The 17482-nt window shown below is 64.2% G+C and carries 20 protein-coding genes and 2 tRNA genes; 6 read left to right on the forward strand and 16 right to left on the reverse strand.

All coding sequences use genetic code 11. The features are described from left to right. Positions 1 to 129: 129 nt before the first annotated feature. Positions 130 to 206 (reverse strand) — tRNA-Val (locus tag ACQVLG_RS27095). A gap of 79 nt (positions 207 to 285) precedes the next feature. Then, positions 286 to 362 (reverse strand) — tRNA-Val (locus ACQVLG_RS27100). A gap of 148 nt (positions 363 to 510) precedes the next feature. Here ACQVLG_RS27100 and ACQVLG_RS27105 point away from each other — a divergent pair. Further along, a complete protein-coding gene (locus tag ACQVLG_RS27105) occupies positions 511 to 975 on the forward strand; it encodes a hypothetical protein (protein WP_474291846.1) in 465 nt (154 codons plus the stop codon). A 3-nt stretch (positions 976 to 978) separates the two neighbouring features. Here the strand turns inward: ACQVLG_RS27105 and ACQVLG_RS27110 are convergent, their stop codons facing one another. Then, positions 979 to 2091 (reverse strand): acyltransferase family protein, encoded by a 1113-nt coding sequence (locus ACQVLG_RS27110; RefSeq protein ID WP_474291847.1) that lies wholly within the window; start codon positions 2089 to 2091, stop codon positions 979 to 981. A gap of 137 nt (positions 2092 to 2228) precedes the next feature. Between ACQVLG_RS27110 and ACQVLG_RS27115 the strand changes: the two genes are divergently transcribed. Beyond that, on the forward strand, positions 2229 to 3191 hold the full coding sequence (locus ACQVLG_RS27115) for a M14 family metallopeptidase (RefSeq protein ID WP_442908046.1): 963 nt from the start codon (positions 2229 to 2231) through the stop codon (positions 3189 to 3191). Here the strand turns inward: ACQVLG_RS27115 and ACQVLG_RS27120 are convergent, their stop codons facing one another. Continuing rightward, complete coding sequence (locus ACQVLG_RS27120) at positions 3192 to 3521, reverse strand: SMR family transporter (protein WP_070280339.1); 330 nt, start codon at positions 3519 to 3521, stop codon at positions 3192 to 3194. 23 nt (positions 3522 to 3544) lie between these two features. After that, positions 3545 to 3865 (reverse strand): quaternary ammonium compound efflux SMR transporter SugE, encoded by a 321-nt coding sequence (gene sugE, locus ACQVLG_RS27125; protein ID WP_070217981.1) that lies wholly within the window; start codon positions 3863 to 3865, stop codon positions 3545 to 3547. Between the two features lie 191 nt (positions 3866 to 4056). Between sugE and ACQVLG_RS27130 the strand changes: the two genes are divergently transcribed. The 4 genes from ACQVLG_RS27130 to ACQVLG_RS27145 all read left to right on the forward strand — a co-directional run bounded on the left by ACQVLG_RS27130 (position 4057) and on the right by ACQVLG_RS27145 (position 7092). Continuing rightward, the gene (locus ACQVLG_RS27130; RefSeq protein ID WP_474291848.1) at positions 4057 to 4419 is read left to right on the forward strand and encodes a DUF1304 domain-containing protein; all 363 of its coding nucleotides are present in this window, start codon (positions 4057 to 4059) and stop codon (positions 4417 to 4419) included. Between the two features lie 123 nt (positions 4420 to 4542). After that, positions 4543 to 4839 carry an ArsR/SmtB family transcription factor gene (locus ACQVLG_RS27135; RefSeq protein ID WP_230539332.1) on the forward strand — a complete coding sequence of 99 codons (297 nt, stop codon included), beginning with the start codon at positions 4543 to 4545 and terminating at the stop codon, positions 4837 to 4839. A 46-nt stretch (positions 4840 to 4885) separates the two neighbouring features. Beyond that, positions 4886 to 5950, forward strand: coding sequence for an alkene reductase (locus tag ACQVLG_RS27140; protein WP_230539331.1), 1065 nt, complete (start codon positions 4886 to 4888; stop codon positions 5948 to 5950). Positions 5951 to 6642: 692 nt separating this feature from the next. Beyond that, entirely contained in the window at positions 6643 to 7092 is a 450-nt protein-coding gene (locus ACQVLG_RS27145) for a 1-acyl-sn-glycerol-3-phosphate acyltransferase (protein WP_474291849.1), read from the forward strand. Between the two features lie 5 nt (positions 7093 to 7097). On the opposite strand, the gene ACQVLG_RS27150 is transcribed toward ACQVLG_RS27145, so the two are convergent. From ACQVLG_RS27150 to ACQVLG_RS27200, 11 genes are all read right to left on the reverse strand, one after another. Beyond that, complete coding sequence (locus tag ACQVLG_RS27150; protein ID WP_474291850.1) at positions 7098 to 7658, reverse strand: HupE/UreJ family protein; 561 nt, start codon at positions 7656 to 7658, stop codon at positions 7098 to 7100. Then, on the reverse strand, positions 7655 to 8293 hold the full coding sequence (ureG, locus tag ACQVLG_RS27155) for an urease accessory protein UreG (RefSeq protein WP_086144768.1): 639 nt from the start codon (positions 8291 to 8293) through the stop codon (positions 7655 to 7657). The genes ACQVLG_RS27150 and ureG overlap by 4 nt, the downstream gene beginning before the upstream one ends. Positions 8294 to 8316: 23 nt before the next feature. Continuing rightward, positions 8317 to 8997, reverse strand: coding sequence for an urease accessory protein UreF (locus ACQVLG_RS27160; RefSeq protein WP_474291851.1), 681 nt, complete (start codon positions 8995 to 8997; stop codon positions 8317 to 8319). Further along, positions 8997 to 9521 carry an urease accessory protein UreE gene (gene ureE / locus ACQVLG_RS27165; protein ID WP_230539326.1) on the reverse strand — a complete coding sequence of 175 codons (525 nt, stop codon included), beginning with the start codon at positions 9519 to 9521 and terminating at the stop codon, positions 8997 to 8999. Before ureE ends, ACQVLG_RS27160 begins: the two co-directional genes overlap by 1 nt. 12 nt (positions 9522 to 9533) lie before the next feature. After that, the gene (gene ureC / locus ACQVLG_RS27170) at positions 9534 to 11234 is read right to left on the reverse strand and encodes an urease subunit alpha (RefSeq protein WP_474291852.1); all 1701 of its coding nucleotides are present in this window, start codon (positions 11232 to 11234) and stop codon (positions 9534 to 9536) included. Position 11235: 1 nt separating this feature from the next. Then, entirely contained in the window at positions 11236 to 11565 is a 330-nt protein-coding gene (locus ACQVLG_RS27175) for an urease subunit beta (RefSeq protein WP_035819980.1), read from the reverse strand. A gap of 30 nt (positions 11566 to 11595) precedes the next feature. Continuing rightward, positions 11596 to 11898 carry an urease subunit gamma gene (locus ACQVLG_RS27180; protein WP_034751936.1) on the reverse strand — a complete coding sequence of 101 codons (303 nt, stop codon included), beginning with the start codon at positions 11896 to 11898 and terminating at the stop codon, positions 11596 to 11598. 25 nt (positions 11899 to 11923) lie between these two features. Beyond that, entirely contained in the window at positions 11924 to 12766 is an 843-nt protein-coding gene (locus tag ACQVLG_RS27185) for an urease accessory protein UreD (protein WP_474291854.1), read from the reverse strand. 154 nt (positions 12767 to 12920) lie between these two features. Next, the gene (locus tag ACQVLG_RS27190; protein ID WP_474291856.1) at positions 12921 to 14138 is read right to left on the reverse strand and encodes a putative bifunctional diguanylate cyclase/phosphodiesterase; all 1218 of its coding nucleotides are present in this window, start codon (positions 14136 to 14138) and stop codon (positions 12921 to 12923) included. Then, positions 14120 to 15139 (reverse strand): response regulator, encoded by a 1020-nt coding sequence (locus tag ACQVLG_RS27195; RefSeq protein ID WP_474291857.1) that lies wholly within the window; start codon positions 15137 to 15139, stop codon positions 14120 to 14122. Before ACQVLG_RS27195 ends, ACQVLG_RS27190 begins: the two co-directional genes overlap by 19 nt. A 174-nt stretch (positions 15140 to 15313) precedes the next feature. Further along, entirely contained in the window at positions 15314 to 17479 is a 2166-nt protein-coding gene (locus ACQVLG_RS27200) for a sensor histidine kinase (RefSeq protein WP_230539322.1), read from the reverse strand. Between the last annotated feature and the right edge of the window lie 3 nt (positions 17480 to 17482).

Here is a 17482-nt window from a genome sequence, read left to right on the forward strand (position 1 = left end):
AAAACGCGGACTAGCCGCGTTTTTCACTTTCTTGAGACAAAGGAAACCCGTTCGACTAGCGTCACTCCCAAAGCCTGGTAGTAGTTCGCGGCGTCATAACCGGTTCACCCTTTCTCTCTAACTGCATTCTGGTGGGCGGTGAGGAATTCGAATCCCCGACCCCTTGGATGTCGACCAAGTATTCTAACCAGCTGAACTAACCGCCCGTAAAACTTTTTTGATCATTGTATTTCAAATGACCGCTTGCGGCTTGCGCCAGCTTAAAAACCATCTACTGCCAAATTCTGGTGGGCGGTGAGGAATTCGAATCCCCGACCCCTTGGATGTCGACCAAGTATTCTAACCAGCTGAACTAACCGCCCCGAAGACCAGCATTATAGAGAGGCTTTCCCAGAATGACAAGGGCTGTTTTACAGGAAACTTTAATCTCTTTTTCATCCGCTTCCCGGGCGTCAGCCTCCTTTATATAGAGACGGCCCGGCGCACGCGGAATGCCGCTAGAATCGGGGCATGAACTCCACCATATTAGCCTGGCTGAAAACCCTGAGCCGCATCTGCGGTTTTGAAACGGCCGACTCCTTCCCTCCCAACCACCCATATGCGCGCACGCGCTGGAATGCCGCGTATTTCGATATCGCTTCCGACGTGAAGCCCGACGAGATGGAGCGGCGTCTGTGCGCGGCCATCGCCAACACGCCTAGCGTCTTCGCCTACATCAGCAATCCCACGCCGCGCATGCAGCGCGCGCTGCTGAACGTGATCCACGACCGGCTGCGCCGCCAGCCGGGCGCGGGCGCCACGGACCTGGTCTTGTTATTGATCAATGCCTATGCCAGTCCCCACATCGCGGAAGCCGTGCCCGGCCTGCGCGCCCTGATCTACAACACGGAACAGGAAGACACGAGCCTGCGCGTGCATGCGATCCTGGAGTTACTGGTGGGCACGCCGCGGGGGCTCGATGTGATCGATATGTAGTCGTCACGCATGATTAGCCGGCACATAACGCGCCCGCAAACGCATGAACGGCGTTTCCACCAATCTATACAGGAGCCAGCCCGTCAAGATACTGACGACGATACTGATCAGTATCGCCGGCGCGCCGTCCGCGCCATACCCCATCTCCTGCAAGAGCGGCCGCAGCAGGATGCACAGTTGCTTGTGCAACAGATAAATCGCATATGACCACAACGCCAGGCTGGCCGCGCCCGGCACGCGCAGTTGATATAGCGCACTGCCGGGACTGAGCGCGGCGATCAGCAGCAAGGTAAAACTGGCGGCCAGGGCCGGATAGCCGAACACCGTCACCGCATAACCATAGTGATCGGTGAGAAACACGTAAAACATCAGCGCCGTGCCCGCGATTCCCGCCAGCAAGGTGCGGTTGCCGTAGGCGGTCAGGCGCACCCAGGCGGCAGGATGGTGGTTTTTCAGCAGCGCCAGCGCCACGCCCGCCACCAGCTCGTCGAAGCGGCACCACGACGCGTAATAGATATACTTGTAATAGCCGAGGCCGCCACGCGGCACTTGCACGTACTCCTCCCACAGATACGCGCGCACCAGCATGCCGACGATCAAGCTGGCGGCCACGGCCAGCCACGCCCACAGCAAGGACTTGCGGCAGGCGGCGATCGCCAGCGCCACGGCCGGCAACAGCACATAGAACTGCTCTTCCACGCACAGCGACCACGCATGGGAAAACGCCGTGCCCGGCGTCAGGTTGATGTTTTGCGTAAACGTCAGGAATTTCCAAAGGGGCAATAACGCGCTGTCGCCACGGAACGCGGGCCACAAATAGTACAGGGCCAGCACGACATAGAAATTGGGCAAGGTACGCAGGAAGCGCCGCGCATAGAAGCGGGGCAAGGAAAATCCATGCTCGCTGCGCAAGGCGACAAAGATCTGGTTGCCGATCAGATAGCCGCTGAGGGCAAAGAACAAGTCCACGCCCACCCAGCCGATTTCTCCCCAGAAACCAAACGCCCCGCCCTCGCTGACGAACAGCAAATAATGGTTCATGAAGACGAGCACGATGGCCAGCGCGCGCAAGGTGTCGAGGCCATACAGGCGGGAAGGATGGGACGTACTGGACATGGAATCGGCAAGGGAAAACAACGGTGGCGCCGATCATGCCACGCCAGAGTGCACATGGCCACATTTTTGCAGGCGTGCACGGCGAATCCCGCTAAAATATGCCGACCCCGCTTTCCCTTCCCGCAACAGCATAGGATATGTCCAGCATGAGCAGCGCACTCCACTTCAAGTCCATCAACTACACGGGCCAGGGCAGCGGCCCGCGCCTGATCGTCACGGGCGCCGTGCACGGCAATGAAACCTGCGGCACCAAGGGCATCCACCGCGTGATGGCTGAACTCGACAGCGGCGCCCTCTCCATCGTGGCCGGCAGCGTCACCTTCGTGCCCATCACCAACCCGCTGGCCTACGCCAAGGGCGTGCGCAGCGGCGACCGCAACCTGAACCGCAATCTGTTTCCGAACGACAATCCGCAGGATTTCGAAGACCGCATCGCCAACTGGCTGTGCCCGTTGCTGGGCCAGCACGACGTGCTGCTCGACTTGCACTCGTTCAATGCCGACAGCCAGCCCTTCGTCATGGTGGGGCCGCGCAACAACGATGGCCCGCTGCAACCGTTCCAGCATGAAGACAAGGAACGCGCGCTGGCGCGCCGCCTGGGCGTGCGCCGCTTTGTCGACGGCTGGCTGCATGCGTATGGCCAGGGCGTGCAGCGCCGCCTGGGCAATAGCGACCAGGTTGGCCTGGTCTTGCGCTATGGCGTGGGCACGACCGAATACATGCGCTCGACGGGCGGCTACGCCCTGACCCTGGAATGCGGCCAGCACGCCGACCCGGCCGCGCCGGACGTCGCCTACCGCGCCATCAAGAATACCCTGGCCTTTTTAGGCTTCATTGATGCACCGCAACCGGAACCCATCGCCGACGCCGACATGGAAGCGCTGAACATGGTCGTCGTGCACGACAAGCTGCATGCAAACGACCGCTTCATCAAGACCTGGTCCAGTTTTGACAAGGTAAAACAGGGCGAGCAGATCGGCGTGCGCGCGGACGGCACGCCCGTGACGGCCGAATTCGACGCCTACATCCTGTTCCCGGACGTCAACGCGCAAGCCAATGCCGAGTGGTATTACCTGGCGCGGGTGGCCAGCAGCTTTTAATTAGTGGCCGACGGACTTGGAAAACAGGTTGATGACCAACACGCCGGCAATGATCAGCCCCAGGCCGATCAAGGCCGGCGTATCGAGGCTTTGCTTGAACCAGAACCAGCCCACGGCGGAAATGAGCACGATGCCCACGCCGGACCAGATCGCGTAGACGATGCCGGTAGGAATGACCTTCAGGGTCAGCGACAAGCACCAGAAGGCGATGCTGTAGCCGATCACGGTGATGACGCTGGGCCACAGGCGGCTGAAGCCTTCAGACGCCTTCAAGGCGCTGGTGGCGATGACTTCGGCGATGATGGCGATAGCCAGGTAGAAATACGTCATGGCGAGACTCATGCGGGCATCCTTTATTGTGGGCTGAGCAGTTTTAAGCCCAGGATGCCCGACACGATCAGGGCGATGCAGGCGATGCGCGCGGCGCTGGCCGGTTCGCCCAGCACCATGATGCCAAAAATGGCCGTGCCCACGGTGCCGATGCCCGTCCAGATGGCGTAGGCCGTGCCCAGCGGCAAGGTGCGCAAGGCCAGGCCCAGCATCACCACGCTGCCCAGCATGGACACCGCCGTCAAGACGGATGGCACGAGGCGGGTAAAGCCGGCGCTATATTTGAGGCCGATGGCCCAGCCGATTTCCAGCAAACCCGCCAATACCAGAATGATCCACGCCATCTATTTCTCCCGAGGCGGCAGGGTCGTCCCCGCCATGCAGCCCCCACATCGAGCGGGGTCGTCCCCACAGGAGCAAAGGGAAAAGTATACCATTGGGTGAAAACTCTTGCCGCCAGAACATTTTTCTGCCGCTGTTGCCCCAAAATATGCTGATAGAAGCATAATTGGGCATCCACTCACTCTCGGGAAAAATGATGCTACTGCTGGCCCAAATCCTTACTGCCCTCATCCTGCTGCTGCACGTCTACATCGTGCTGCTGGAAACCGTGCTGTTCGATGCGCGCGGACGCAAGGTGTTTGGCCTGAGCAAGGAAAAAGCGGAGATCGTGCGCCCCGCCATGTCGAATCAGGGCTGCTACAACGGCTTTCTCGTGGCCGCGCTGGCGCTGGGCTTTTTCCATCCGGACGCGGCCATCGCCCAGGCATTCACCGTCTTCGGCCTGGGCTGCATCGCCGTGGCAGGCGTGTGGGGCGCCGCCACCGTCATGACGCGCATCCTTTACCTGCAAACCGTGCCCGCCGTCATCGCCCTGCTGCTGCTCCACTTCGCCTGATCCCTGCCTGAAAAATCCACTGGCCAGCACGTTTTTTACTTATATCGTAATATACCGATATTGAAATTCACAAAAGACGATACATATATCGTTTGAAGACGAACATCGACCAGGAGAAACAGCATGGACATCGACGCCATCCACAAGGCGCTGGCCAATCCCGTACGGCGGCAGATCCTGCAGTGGCTGAAAGAGCCGGAACAGTATTTTTGCGAACAAGACCATCCGCTCGACTTCGGCGTCTGCGCCGGCCTGATCGACCGCCGGCTGGGGCTGTCGCAATCGACGGTCTCGGCGCACCTGGCCACCTTGCAAAAGGCCGGCTTGATTTCCACCAGAAAAGTTGGCCAATGGAGCTTTTTCAAGCGCAATGAAGCCACCATCGAGGCTTTTCTGGAGCACATGCAGCAAGGTTTGTAAGCATCCCCATCTCAACGCCGCCGGAGCGGCATTCACAAGGACAATCATGGCAACTTTATTCGACCCCATTACCATTGGCAGTTTGCAACTGAAAAACCGCATCATCATGGCGCCGCTGACACGTTCGCGCGCCGGCAACCCGGGCCGCGTGCCCAACGCCCTGATGGCCGAGTACTACACGCAGCGCGCTTCGGCCGGCATGATCATCTCGGAAGCGACGGCCGTCACGCCGCAGGGCGTGGGCTATGCCGACACGCCCGGTATCTGGTCCGACGAACAGGTGGAAGGCTGGAAACACATCACCCGCGCCGTACATGAAGCAGGCGGCCTGATCGTCCTGCAACTGTGGCATGTGGGCCGCATTTCCGCTCCCCTCTTCCTCGATGGCGACTTGCCCGTGGCGCCCAGCGCCATCAAGCCGGCCGGCCATGTCAGCCTGGTGCGCCCGCAACAGGAATTCGTCACGCCCCGCGCACTGGACACGGAAGAGATTCCAGGCATCGTGGCGGCGTATCGCCTGGGCGCAGAAAATGCGAAAAAAGCCGGCTTCGACGGCGTGGAAATCCACGGCGCCAATGGTTACTTGCTCGACCAGTTTCTGCAAGACAGCACCAACTTGCGCACCGACAACTATGGCGGTTCGATTGAAAACCGCGCCCGTTTGATGCTGGAAGTGACGGACGCGTGCATCGCCGTCTGGGGCGCGGACAAGGTCGGCATGCACCTGGCGCCACGACGCGATGCACACGACATGGGCGACTCCGACCCGCGCGCCACCTTCGGCTATGTCGCGCGCGAACTGGGCAAACGGGGCATCGCCTTCATCTGCGCCCGCGAAGCGCTCGGTGACGACCGCCTGGGCCCCTACCTGAAGCAGGAATTTGGCGGCGTGTACATTGCCAACGAGAAAATGGACAAGGCGGCGGCCGAAGCCTTGCTGGCCAAGGGCGAAGCCGATGCCGTGGCCTTCGGCCTGTGGTTCATTGCCAACCCCGACCTGCCCATCCGCCTGCACAGCGATGCGCCGCTCAATCCGCTGAACCCGGCCACCCTGTACGCGCCGGACGCCGCAGGCTACACGGACTACCCGGCACTAGCGGCACGGGCTTAAACAACATACATGGCCCCCCTGAGCGGTGGCAGCGGCACTTGTCGCTGTTGCCTGCCCCTCAGCGCCATCGGCGCCGTGCCGGCCGGGCCGGACGGCGCGCCTGTACGCTGCTGAAAACACGGCGTATCACCTCGGCCGGCACCGCGTGCTCGCGCAAGTAGGCCATCGCGACCGTGCGGCCCAGGGCGTGATGAAAAACGCCACGCCACGCTCGACGAGCTCTGCCATCACTTTGTCCGTTCGGACATTGTTTCCATGTACATCATTGACACTGTTTTTCATGCCATGGCTCCCTGTCGGATGAATCAACACTACGTCAAGTTTTGACCACATACTGTGCATTTAGTGCCCGGCACAGGATGCAAGCATGGGTAAAATGACAGTACAACCAGCCCCGACACCGCATGAATAGCGGCCTCGGCTGCTTGTCGCCACCGCCAGCCCCGTATAGAATGCCTGCGCAGAATTTTGCTTCAAGGAAAATGGCCACCAGCGCCATCCCATTAAGAACAGTGTCACTGAAGGGTATCAATGGACGATTTATTTGTACAAGCGGGCGACTTGCCAACCTGGCACCAGCGCAGCGCGCTGCGCGTGCTGCACCTGTTTGGCTGGCGCATGCGCTTCCGTCCCCTGCCGGGGCCGCGCGGCATCGCCGTCGTCTACCCGCACACGTCCAACTGGGATTTCATGTGGGCCTGTTCGGCAAATGGGCACTGTCGCTGCCGTTCCGCTGGCTGGCCAAGGATTCGCTGTTCCGCGGCCCCATGGGCAAGGTGCTGCGCTACCTGGGTGGCGAACCCGTCGACCGCAGCACCACCAGCGGCACGATACAGCGTCAGGCCGAACGCATGCTGGCCGCCGACTGGTACTGGCTGGCGATCACGCCGGAAGCGACGCGCAGCTACCGTCCGAACTGGAAAAGCGGCTTTTATCACCTGGCGCTGGCCGCCAAGGTGCCGTTGTTGCTCGTCTACATCGATTACCCGAACAAGGTGCTGGGCGTCGTCGACCATCTGTATTTGACGGGCGACAAGGACGCCGACATGGCGGCGATTGCCGCCGTGTATGCGGGCCACCAGGGTTTACATCCGGAAAAGGCGGCGCCCATCGTGCTGTCCGACAAGCGCCCCGGCGCTTAAGCCGCTCAAGCAACCCCCATCAGCACCACGCCGGCGGCCGTCAAGGCCACGCCGGCCACGCGCAACAGGCGCTCGGCCAGTACCTGGCCGATGCAGCGTCCCGCCCACAGCAGCACGGCCGAGGCCAGCAGGAAGCCGCACGCGGCCGAGGCGGCCGGCAATTCCTGTCCATGCGCATTGCCATGCGCCAGCGCAAACATACCCACGAGCAACATACCGAGCCAGTTCGGCAAGGCCAGCGCCAGCGCGATGGCAAGTCCCGCCAGCGCCACTGTGGCGGCGATGCCCGTTTCCAGCCCAGGCACCGTCAATCCGACCATGCCGGCCAGCGCGCCCAGCAGCATCATGCCGACAAACGTGGCGGGCTGTGCCAGGCTGCGGCGCTGCTGGCCGCCCCAGAGACCCACGCCCAGCATGGCCAGCAAATGGTCGATACCCGTGAATGGATGGGCAAAACCGGCCAGGAAGCCCACGCTGTCGCCATGGCCGGGGTGGGCCATGGCCGGCAAGGCCAGCAAGCACAAGGCCGCCACGGCGGCCGTTTTTGTCATCAGTCTTGCACTCATTGCAGCTCCTTGCCTGGTTGATCGAGCAAACCTTGCTCGCGGATAAAATCGATGACCACCTGCACGCCATCGCCGCTGCGCAGGTTGGTGAATACGAAGGGGCGTTCGCCGCGCATGCGCCTGGCGTCCTGCGCCATCACGTCGAGGTTGGCGCCCACGTACGGCGCCAGATCCGTCTTGTTGATAATGAGCAAATCGGAGCGCGTGATGCCGGGTCCGCCCTTGCGCGGGATTTTTTCGCCGCCGGCCACGTCGATCACGTAAATGGTCAAGTCCGACAGTTCCGGGCTGAAGGTGGCGGCCAGATTGTCCCCGCCCGACTCGACCAGGATCAGGTCGAGATTCGGGAAATCAGCCTGCATGCGCGCAATGGCTTCCAGGTTGATGGACGCATCCTCGCGGATGGCCGTGTGCGGGCAGCCGCCCGTTTCCACGCCCATCAGGCGCTCGGCCGGCAAGGCGTCGGCGCGCAGCAGGATTTCCATGTCTTCCTTGGTGTAAATGTCGTTCGTGATGACGGCCATGTCGTAGCGTTCGCGCATGCCCTTGCACAGCATTTCGCACAGAGCGGTCTTGCCCGAGCCGACGGGGCCGCCGATGCCTACGCGCAGGGGGTTTGAGGTAATCGATGTCATGTTGTAGTCTCTCGTGGTAGTGTTCAGGAGCGGTACAGTCGGCTGTACTGCACTTCGTGGCGCATCGACAGCAGCGACAGGCCAGGCGCCCAGTTGCCCATCTCGTCGTCTGCCAAGGTTTGCGCCGTCAGGGCTGCCGCTTCCAGGTCGGGCCGCAGCGACAGCAGCAAACGCTGGCCCGCCACCTGCCCCAGCGGCACGGATTTCACGCAGACGAGCACCTGGTTTTCCGCCCAGGCGAACAGCATGGCCAGCAGCGCCTCTTCGCGCGGAATCGCCAGCGCCGCCACGGCGCACGCATACGCGGTGGGCAGCGCCACCTCCAGCTGGCCCTGCAGCATGTCGATCAAGACGCCGTCGGCCACGCCCAGTTCGGCCAGCAATTTGGTCAATGAGTACCCCATCTGGATGGTTTCGGCGCGAAATTCCGCCGTGTCGCGCGAAGCGATGAAACGCTCGCTCCAGCGCTGCACGGCGCACAAATCCTGCGCTGCAAACGCCTGCATCAAGCGCCAGCACAAAGGCGCTTCCCAGCGCGCCACTACCTGCGCCAGATGCTGCGCGATCCATTCGCGCGCCGTGGCTGCATCCGTCACCAGGCCGGACTCCAGTGCCGCTTCCAGCCCCTGCGAATAGCTGTAGGCGCCGATCGGCAAGGCCGGGCTGGCGAACTGCAGCAGATGCAGCAGGGCCGAGGCCTGCATCAGACGGTGCCCGGCGTATCACTGGGGCGGTGGATTTTCTGCCGCAGCGGCACGGGTGCCAGCAAATGCTGGCCGTGGCCGTCGTGGTGGCCATGGCCGCCGCCGTAGGCGCCCGCTTCCGGCTCGAACGGCGCGTCTTCCTCCGTCACGGTCGCCTGCAAGCCTTCCAGCATCTCCTTCAACACCACGTCCTTGCGGATGCGCAAAAAGCCGTCGCCCACCTGCGCCTGCGTGTGGCGGTTCCCCAGGTGGAAAGCGCAGCGCAGCAGCGTGTGCGCATCCGCGCACTGCACCAGATAGGTCGCTTCGCGCGCGGCGACGATCCGCACCACCTGCCCGCCTGGCCCCGTCATGCGCTCGCCGTCGCGCAGCACCGTGCCGCGCACGGTGAACACGGCCACGTCGGCGCCATTCGACAGCACGGCGCGCAGCCGGCATTTTTCGCGCTGGTCGTAGGGCAGTATCAGTTGCGCGGTGGGCGCGCGCCCATCGTCGGGACCTAATTTGGTATGCAAAGTGAGCATGATGTCTCCCCCTTAAAATAGAAAATAGCGCTGCGCCATCGGCAGTACGGCGGCCGCCTCGCACACGAGCAGCTGGCCGTCGGCGCGCACGGCGTAGGTTTCCGGGTCCACTTCCATGTGCGGCGTGGCGCCGTTGTGGATCATGTCGTGCTTGCGCAGGCCGCGCATGTTTTTCACGGCGATGACGGATTTATTGAGTTTGAGCTGGTGCCCGATATCGAGCTCGTAGGCCGCCTGCGACACAAACGTAAACGACTTTTTCAGGCCGCCGCCGAAGGCGCCGAACATCATGCGGTAGTGCACGGGCTGCGGCGTGGGTATCGAGGCGTTCGGGTCGCCCATCTGCGCGGCGGCGATCATGCCCCCCTTGAGTATCATCGACGGCTTGACGCCGAAAAACGCCGGCTTCCACAGCACGATGTCGGCGATCTTGCCCGCCTCGATGGACCCCACCACGTGCGAAATGCCGTGCGTGATGGCCGGGTTGATCGTGTACTTGGCGATGTAGCGCCTGGCGCGGAAATTGTCGCTGCGCGCCGTGTCGGGCGCCAAGGCGCCCCGCTGCACCTTCATCTTGTGCGCCGTCTGCCAGGTGCGCATGATCACCTCGCCCACGCGGCCCATCGCCTGCGAATCGGACGACATCATGGAAATGGCGCCGATGTCGTGCAGGATATCTTCGGCGGCGATGGTTTCGCGGCGGATGCGCGACTCGGCAAAGGCCACGTCTTCGGCAATCGCCGGGTCCAGGTGGTGGCATACCATCAGCATATCCAGGTGCTCGTCGAGCGTGTTGACGGTGAACGGGCGCGTGGGATTCGTCGACGACGGCAGCACGTTCGATTGCCCGACGGCGGCGATGATGTCGGGCGCATGGCCGCCGCCTGCCCCTTCCGTGTGAAACGTGTGGATGGTGCGGTCCTTGAAGGCGGCCAGGGTATGTTCGAGGAAGCCCCCCTCGTTGAGGGTGTCGCTGTGCAGCGCCACCTGGATATCCATGCGGTCGGCGACGGACAGGCAATTGTCGATGGCGGCCGGCGTGCTGCCCCAGTCTTCATGCAGTTTCAGGCCGATGGCGCCCGCGCGCACCTGCTCTTCCAGGGGCAGCGGCAGGCTGACGTTACCTTTACCCATGAAGCCCAGGTTCATGGGAAAAGCGTCGGCGGCCGCCAGCATGGCGTGCAGATGCCACGGTCCCGGCGTGCAGGTGGTGGCGGCCGTGCCCACGGCCGGCCCCGTGCCGCCACCGAGCATGGTGGTCACGCCGCTCATCAGCGCTTCCTCGATCTGCTGCGGGCAGATGAAGTGGATGTGCGTGTCGACGCCGCCGGCCGTGACGATCATGCCCTCGCCGGCGATGATCTCGGTGGCGCCGCCGATGGCGAGCATGACGCCGGGCTGGATGTCGGGGTTGCCCGCCTTGCCGATGCCGAAGATCAGGCCATTTTTCAGGCCGATGTCGGCCTTGACGATGCCCCAGTGGTCGAGGATGACGGCATTCGTGATGACGGTGTCCATCACCTCGGCCGCGCAGCGCTGCGACTGGCCCATGCCGTCGCGGATGACTTTACCGCCGCCGAATTTCACCTCTTCGCCGTAAATCGCGTAATCATGCTCGATCTCGATGAACAGTTCCGTGTCGGCCAGGCGGATGCGGTCGCCCTTGGTGGGGCCGAACATCTCGGCATACGCGCTGCGGGGAATGCTGGCCATCTCAATCCTTTCCCGGTGGTGTGTCCTGCAGTTCGCCCATCACTGCGCCATTGAAGCCGTAGACCTTGCGCTCACCCGCCAGCGCCACCAGTTCGACGGTGCGCTGCTGGCCCGGCTCGAAGCGCACGGCCGTGCCGGCCGTGATGTTCAGCCGCATGCCGTAGGCGCGCCAGCGCTCGAAGGCCAGCGCCGGGTTGACTTCGAAAAAGTGAAAGTGCGAGCCCACCTGGATTGGCCGGTCGCCGCGGTTGGCCACCACCACGGTGGCCGTGGCGCGTCCGGCATTCAAGCTGATTTCGCCTTCTTCCAATTGGTATTCGCCTGGGGTCATGAGGGCCTCCTGTCAATGTCGCTTGTAGGGTTACGGTATCGGGTGGTGCACGGTCACCAGCTTGCTGCCGTCGGGGAAGGTCGCTTCCACCTGGATGTCGGGGATCATCTCGGCGATGCCGTCCATGACGTCGGCGCGCGAGAGAATTTTTGTACCGTCCGACATCAGCTGCGCCACCGACTTGCCGTCGCGCGCGCCTTCCATGATGGCGGCACTGATCAGGGCCACCGCTTCCGGGTAATTGAGCTTCAAGCCGCGCGCCAAGCGCCGTTCGGCCAGCAGCGCGGCCGTAAAAATGAGCAGCTTGTCTTTTTCGCGGGGAGTCAGGTCCATGGTTTTCCTTGCGCTTCTTTAATGTTCAAGTGTTCCAGATGCGGGGCACGACGGCGTCGCGTCCCAGCATGGCGGGACGCAGCAGCTGCCAGGCGGCCAGCATGACGCGGCGCGCCGCCTCGCTGTCGCCGCACAGCAGGCGCACCACCACCAGCGCTTTCATCTGCGTGGCGCCAAACGCGGCGCCTTCCGGCACGGCGATCTCGCGCACGGCGGCCAGCACGGCGGGGGGGACTTGTGTGCCGACGGCGATCAGGGTGGCACACACCGTGTGTCCACCCAGGCCCAGGGGGCTGGCCATCAGCGCACCGCCGGCGGCCAGCACGCCCTGTTCCCACCACAGCAGCTTGCCGCCGCGGCGGATCTGCACCTGCTGATTGATGCTGCCCGTGTTGAAAAATTCGCCCGAGGCGCTGCGTCCCAGGCAGACGATGTCGCAGCCGATGTAGCCGGCGTCCGGCGCCAGCTCCACCTCGTGGCGCAGGCGCACGCAGGCCTGGTCGAAGAAAATGCTCTCCTGCGGCAGCCACTCGATGGCGGCGCCGCTGCCGGCGCGCAGCACGATGTGCTGGCCCGAGACATGGCCGTTCGCGCGGTACCACTTGGTGGCGCCGGGAGACGTCAGCAAGGCGTGCGCGCCCTCGCCCACTGTGGCGTCGACGGCCAGCTGGTCGCCGCCCACCACGCCGCCGGGCGGATGGATGATGATGGCGTGGCAGACGGCGTCGCCTTCCGGATACAGGGGCTTTTGCACGCGCAGGGGGCCGCTGTGCGTGCGCTCGACGAGGCGGCTGACGCCATCGTGCAGCGCGAAGCCCAGGCGCAGCTGCGCCTGCCAGGCGCCGTGTGCGCTGGCTGGTGTAGGCATGACTGGATGGCTGCTGTCTGGCATGCGAGGCAATCGCGTAAATAAGCGATTACCTAAGCAGGATACGTGCCAGCGTCAGGGGAAGGAAAAGTGAGAATCCTGCACCGCGCTGCGGCGGACGCACCAGCATGGTGCATCGGCCGCACCGCGGCGCTTAGGCCTGGGCCACGGCCAGGGTGCGCCGTTCGCGCAGCAAGTCCGTGAATGGGGCGGCCGCGAGGGGGCGGCTGAAATAATAGCCCTGCATTTCATCGCAGCCGTGTTCCGTCAGGAAATCGACCTGTTCGCGCGTTTCCACGCCTTCGGCGATGACGCGCATATCGAGGTTGTGCGCCAGCGAGATGACGGAGCGGGCGATGGCCGCGTCGCTGCTGCTGGTGGTGACGTCGTCAACGAAGGATTTGTCGATCTTCAGCACGTCGATGGGGAAGCGCTTCAGGTAACCGAGGCTGGAATAGCCGGTGCCGAAGTCGTCGAGCGAAATGCCCACGCCGATGTCCTTCAGGCGCGTCAGGGCCGCCACGGCCTTGTCCGGGTCGCCCATCACCGTGCTTTCCGTGATCTCGATGCCGAGGCAGGCGGGCGCGATGCCGTATTTGCGCAGGGCCGCCTCGACGAAAGGCACGGTGCGGTCCTGCGCGAACTGCTTGCCGGACAGGTTGACGGCCACCTTGATGCTGCCCAGGCCCGCATCGTGCCACACGCGAATCTGCGCGCAGACGCTTTCGAGCACCCACTCGCCGATGGCCGTGATGGAACCATACTCCTCGGCCAGCGCAATGAACAGGCCGGGCGGCACCTTGCCCAGCACAGGGTTATTCCAGCGCAACAGCGCTTCCGCGCCCAGCATGGCGCCCGTGCGCAAGCACATCTGCGGCTGGTAGTGCACTTCGAATTCATCGCGGCCGATGGCGCCGCGCAGCTGCTGCTGCATGGCCAGGCGGGCGCGGATATCGCTGCCCATGCGCTCCGTGAAGAAGGCGTAATGGTCGCGCCCCATTTCCTTGGCGCGCACCAGGGCCGTGTCGGCGTGGCGCAGCACGTCGTCGAGGCTGTCGCCGTCGGCCGGGCACATGGCGATGCCGATGCTGGTGGTCAGCGCCAGGCGCTCGCCATCGACGCTGAGTTCTTCGCGCAGGCCGGCCAGGATGGTTTGCGCCAGCGCCAGCGTGCGGCCCAGCAGGGCATCGTCCTGCAGCAGGATCTGGAATTCGTCGCCGCCCTGGCGCACCACCGTGTCGCCCTCGCGCACGCAGCCGGACAGGAAACGCGCCACCACCTGCAGCGCCTTGTCGCCCACGGCCTGGCCGTGCGAATCGTTGATGTTCTTGAAGCGGTCCAGGTCCAGGCACATCAGCACCACCTGCACCACCTGCTGCCGTCGCGCAGGGCATTCGCGCGCGCCTGTTCGAAGCGCTCGCGCAGCAGCACGCGGTTCGGCAAACCCGTCAGCGCGTCGTGGTAGGAGAGGAAATCGATCAGGTGCTGCTCGGCCTTGCGCTCGCTGATGTCGAGGAACACGCCGATGTAGTTGACGACGGCGCCGTCGGGGCCGTGCACGGTGGAGGCGCTGAGCAGGCAGGGATAGGTGTCGCCGCTCTTGCGCCGCGTCTGCACCTCGCCCGACCAGCAGCCGCTGCTGCGCAAGCCCTGGCGCAGCGCCAGCAGCACCGCTTCGCCCGTGTATTCGGCATGCAGGCGCATGATGTCCGTGCCCACCACTTCCTGCGCCGCGTAGCCGGTGATGCGGGTAAACGCGGGATTGGCGGTGACGATGACGCCTGCCGGGTCGGTGATCAGGATGGCGTCCTGGGTGGCTTCGAAGACCTGGCCCGACAAGCGCAGCAATTCTTCATTGGCGCGGCGGATCTGCACTTCGCGCGCCAGGGTGCTGGCCACCTGTTCCAGTTCGGCCGTGCGCTCGGCCACGCGCCGCTCCAGGTTGGCGCGCTCCTGCGCCAGCTGCAGCTGCGCCCGCGCCAGCCGCACGTGGGCATCGGTGCGGGCGAGGATTTCCTCGGCCTGGAAGGGCTTGGCAATAAAGTCGACGGCGCCCAGCGCAAAGCCGCGCACCTTGTCGTCCGTATCGTATTGCGCCGACAGGAAGATCACCGGCACCTGGCTCAGCGATGGAATTTCCTTCAGGCGGCGGCATACTTCAAAGCCGTCGAGGCCAGGCATGCGCACGTCGAGCAGGATCAGCTCCGGCGGGCGCGCCTGGGCCGTCCACAGGGCCAGTTCGCCGTTCGGCGCCTGGCGCACCGCATAGCCGGCGCCACCGAGCAAATCGCTCAACAGCTTCAGCGAAGCCGGCGTATCTTCAACGATCAGTACTTCGCCCTTCGAATTCACTTCCGAAAAATCGCGGTGCATGTAGCAGTTCTCTCAGCTTTGGATGAGGCGCGGCGCTCCGTTGCCGCGCTGGACAAGACATTTCTTTGCGATGAACTACGTATTATCATCATAATCTTTATTGCAATTTAGCACCATCCATCGGCGCCACTTAGTCCGTCTTTTCAGCGAAAACGATGTTGTCAGCCCACACTTTTACGCGGGCGCCAGCGCGCCCTCATTCTCCAGCAAGTCGCACAGCTGGCGGTACTGATGCTGGTCCAGCATGGCTTGCAGCGGTGCCAGCACGGGCGCCGCCGCTGGCGGCAAGGCGCCCAGCAGCAGGGCAACCCTGGCCAGGTTCAATTCGCGCAGCGCCACCAGCAAGGCGGCGCGCTCTTCCCCGGCCAGCAGCAGCAAGTCCTGCGCCCGCAGTACCGGCGGGGCCTCGTGCGCGGGCGCTGCCGGCAGCGGCACGGACGCCTGCACGGGCGCCTCGGCCGCCTGCGCGGGTATGCTGAAGCGGAACGTGGCGCCCTGCCCCGGCCTGGACTCCAGCGTCAGTTCGCCTTTCATCAGCTGCACGAATTCGCGCGAGATGGCCAGGCCCAGGCCCGTGCCATCCTTCGGCCCCGCGCTGTCGGCCTGCACGAAAGGTTCGAAGATGCGCTGCTGGTCCTCAGGCGCGATGCCGATGCCCGTGTCGCTGACGGCGAACGACAGCATCCATTGTTCGCCCTCGCGCCGTTCGCCGCGCACGCGCAAGACGACCTCGCCGCCGCCGGCAAACTTGACGGCGTTCGACATCAGGTTCAGCAGCACCTGGCGCAGGCGCGTCGCGTCGAGCAGCACGGCCGGCGGCACGTCCGCGCAATCGAGGCGCAGCGCCATGCCCTGCTGCTCGGCGCGCATGCCCAGCATGTCCATCACTTCCTGCAGCAGCGGCGCCAGCGCCACCACGGCCGTCTGCGCCTGCAGGCGGCCCGCCTCGCCCTTCGTCAGTTCGAGGATTTCATTGATCAAAGTCAATAAATGATTGCCGGAGCGGTGGATGATGGCCAGGTTGCGCTTTTCATCGTCCTGCATGTTCGGCGAGGCGGCCATCAGGCGCGAAAAGCCGATCACGGAATTCAAGGGCGTGCGCAGTTCATGGCTCATGTTGGCCAGGAAGGTGCTTTTGGCGCGGTTCGCCGCCTGCGCCTGGCTGACGGCCACCGACAAGGCGCTCGTGCGCTCGGCCACCAGCTCTTCCAGGTGATGGCGGTGGCGCAGCAGTTCCAGTTCCGCCTCGCGGTGCGCCGTGATGTCGTAGTTCGACCCCACCAGGCGCATGGGCCGGCCCTGGCCGTCGCGGAAGATCACGGCATCGGCCTTGATGTAGCGGATGGCGCCATCGGGCCACAGGATGCGGTACTCGTGCGTGAACGCCTGGCCGGCGCCCAGCGCGGCGCGCAGGGCTTCCTTGGCGGCCGGCACGTCGTCCGGCACCAGCGCCGCGCGCCAGATCGCCGCCGGCGCCATGCAGCTATCCGCATCGGCCTTGAACTGCGCGTACATCTGCTCATCCCACTGCAAGGCGTCGCTGCTGACGTTCCAGTCCCAGATGCCGATGCTGGCCGCGCCGGTGGCCATCTGCACGCGCTCCTCGCTGCGCTGCAAGGCGCGGTAGCGGCTGTCGAGCAGCGCCACCATGTCGCGGATGGAACGGTACAAGGTGCGCAGCTCGCCCAGGAACCACGCTTTCGGCGGCGTGCCGAACGCTTCGCCCTGCCCCGCCTTGACGCCGGCCGCATACTGGCCGATCGCCTTCAGGGGCTTGAGCATCAGACACCACATCAGCAGCCAGATGCTGGCCACCAGGATCACGTCGAGCGCCACGATCATGGCGCCGATGCCCAGCGCGCGCTGGCGCAGCTGCGCGTGCAGCAGGGCCGGCGTCGCATACACGGCAACGCTGCCGATGACTTGTCCGCCCATCGTCACGGGGCGCCGCTGCACCAGCCAGCCAGGTTCCGCAGACAGCGAGGAAAAGCTGCCGATGGCGCCGGACGCAGTGCGGCGCAGGACCAGCGCTTCCTTGCCGATGCCCGGCGTCAGGGAGCTGGCCACCAGGTCGCGCTTGCCCAGCGTGCTGCGCATGATAGCCTGCATCTGCTTTTCATCGAGATTCCACAAGGGCAGCTCGATGGCCACGGCCAGCTGGTCCGCGCTGATGGCCAGGCTGCGGTGCAGCTGCTGCCAGCGCTGCTCGCGTTCGGACTGGTAAAACAGCACGGCAAACACCAGCAGCAGCACGGTGACGACAAAGGTCAGCGCCACGCTGACGGCCAGCACGATGGATACGCCGCCCAGGCGCTCGCCCTTGGGTGCGTGAACGGTCATGCG

The sequence above is a fragment of the Janthinobacterium sp. TPC_1 genome (assembly GCF_056037845.1).

Coding starts and splice junctions, on each gene's coding strand:
- ACQVLG_RS27105 (WP_474291846.1), top strand. CDS start 511: ATGAACTCCACCATATTAGCCTGGCTGAAAACCCTGAGCCGCATCTGC.
- ACQVLG_RS27110 (WP_474291847.1), bottom strand. CDS start 2,091: ATGTCCAGTACGTCCCATCCTTCCCGCCTGTATGGCCTCGACACCTTG.
- ACQVLG_RS27115 (WP_442908046.1), top strand. CDS start 2,229: ATGTCCAGCATGAGCAGCGCACTCCACTTCAAGTCCATCAACTACACG.
- ACQVLG_RS27120 (WP_070280339.1), bottom strand. CDS start 3,521: ATGACGTATTTCTACCTGGCTATCGCCATCATCGCCGAAGTCATCGCC.
- sugE (WP_070217981.1), bottom strand. CDS start 3,865: ATGGCGTGGATCATTCTGGTATTGGCGGGTTTGCTGGAAATCGGCTGG.
- ACQVLG_RS27130 (WP_474291848.1), top strand. CDS start 4,057: ATGATGCTACTGCTGGCCCAAATCCTTACTGCCCTCATCCTGCTGCTG.
- ACQVLG_RS27135 (WP_230539332.1), top strand. CDS start 4,543: ATGGACATCGACGCCATCCACAAGGCGCTGGCCAATCCCGTACGGCGG.
- ACQVLG_RS27140 (WP_230539331.1), top strand. CDS start 4,886: ATGGCAACTTTATTCGACCCCATTACCATTGGCAGTTTGCAACTGAAA.
- ACQVLG_RS27150 (WP_474291850.1), bottom strand. CDS start 7,658: ATGAGTGCAAGACTGATGACAAAAACGGCCGCCGTGGCGGCCTTGTGC.
- ureG (WP_086144768.1), bottom strand. CDS start 8,293: ATGACATCGATTACCTCAAACCCCCTGCGCGTAGGCATCGGCGGCCCC.
- ACQVLG_RS27160 (WP_474291851.1), bottom strand. CDS start 8,997: ATGCAGGCCTCGGCCCTGCTGCATCTGCTGCAGTTCGCCAGCCCGGCC.
- ureE (WP_230539326.1), bottom strand. CDS start 9,521: ATGCTCACTTTGCATACCAAATTAGGTCCCGACGATGGGCGCGCGCCC.
- ureC (WP_474291852.1), bottom strand. CDS start 11,234: ATGGCCAGCATTCCCCGCAGCGCGTATGCCGAGATGTTCGGCCCCACC.
- ACQVLG_RS27175 (WP_035819980.1), bottom strand. CDS start 11,565: ATGACCCCAGGCGAATACCAATTGGAAGAAGGCGAAATCAGCTTGAAT.
- ACQVLG_RS27180 (WP_034751936.1), bottom strand. CDS start 11,898: ATGGACCTGACTCCCCGCGAAAAAGACAAGCTGCTCATTTTTACGGCC.
- ACQVLG_RS27185 (WP_474291854.1), bottom strand. CDS start 12,766: ATGCCTACACCAGCCAGCGCACACGGCGCCTGGCAGGCGCAGCTGCGC.
- ACQVLG_RS27195 (WP_474291857.1), bottom strand. CDS start 15,139: ATGCACCGCGATTTTTCGGAAGTGAATTCGAAGGGCGAAGTACTGATC.
- ACQVLG_RS27200 (WP_230539322.1), bottom strand. CDS start 17,479: ATGACCGTTCACGCACCCAAGGGCGAGCGCCTGGGCGGCGTATCCATC.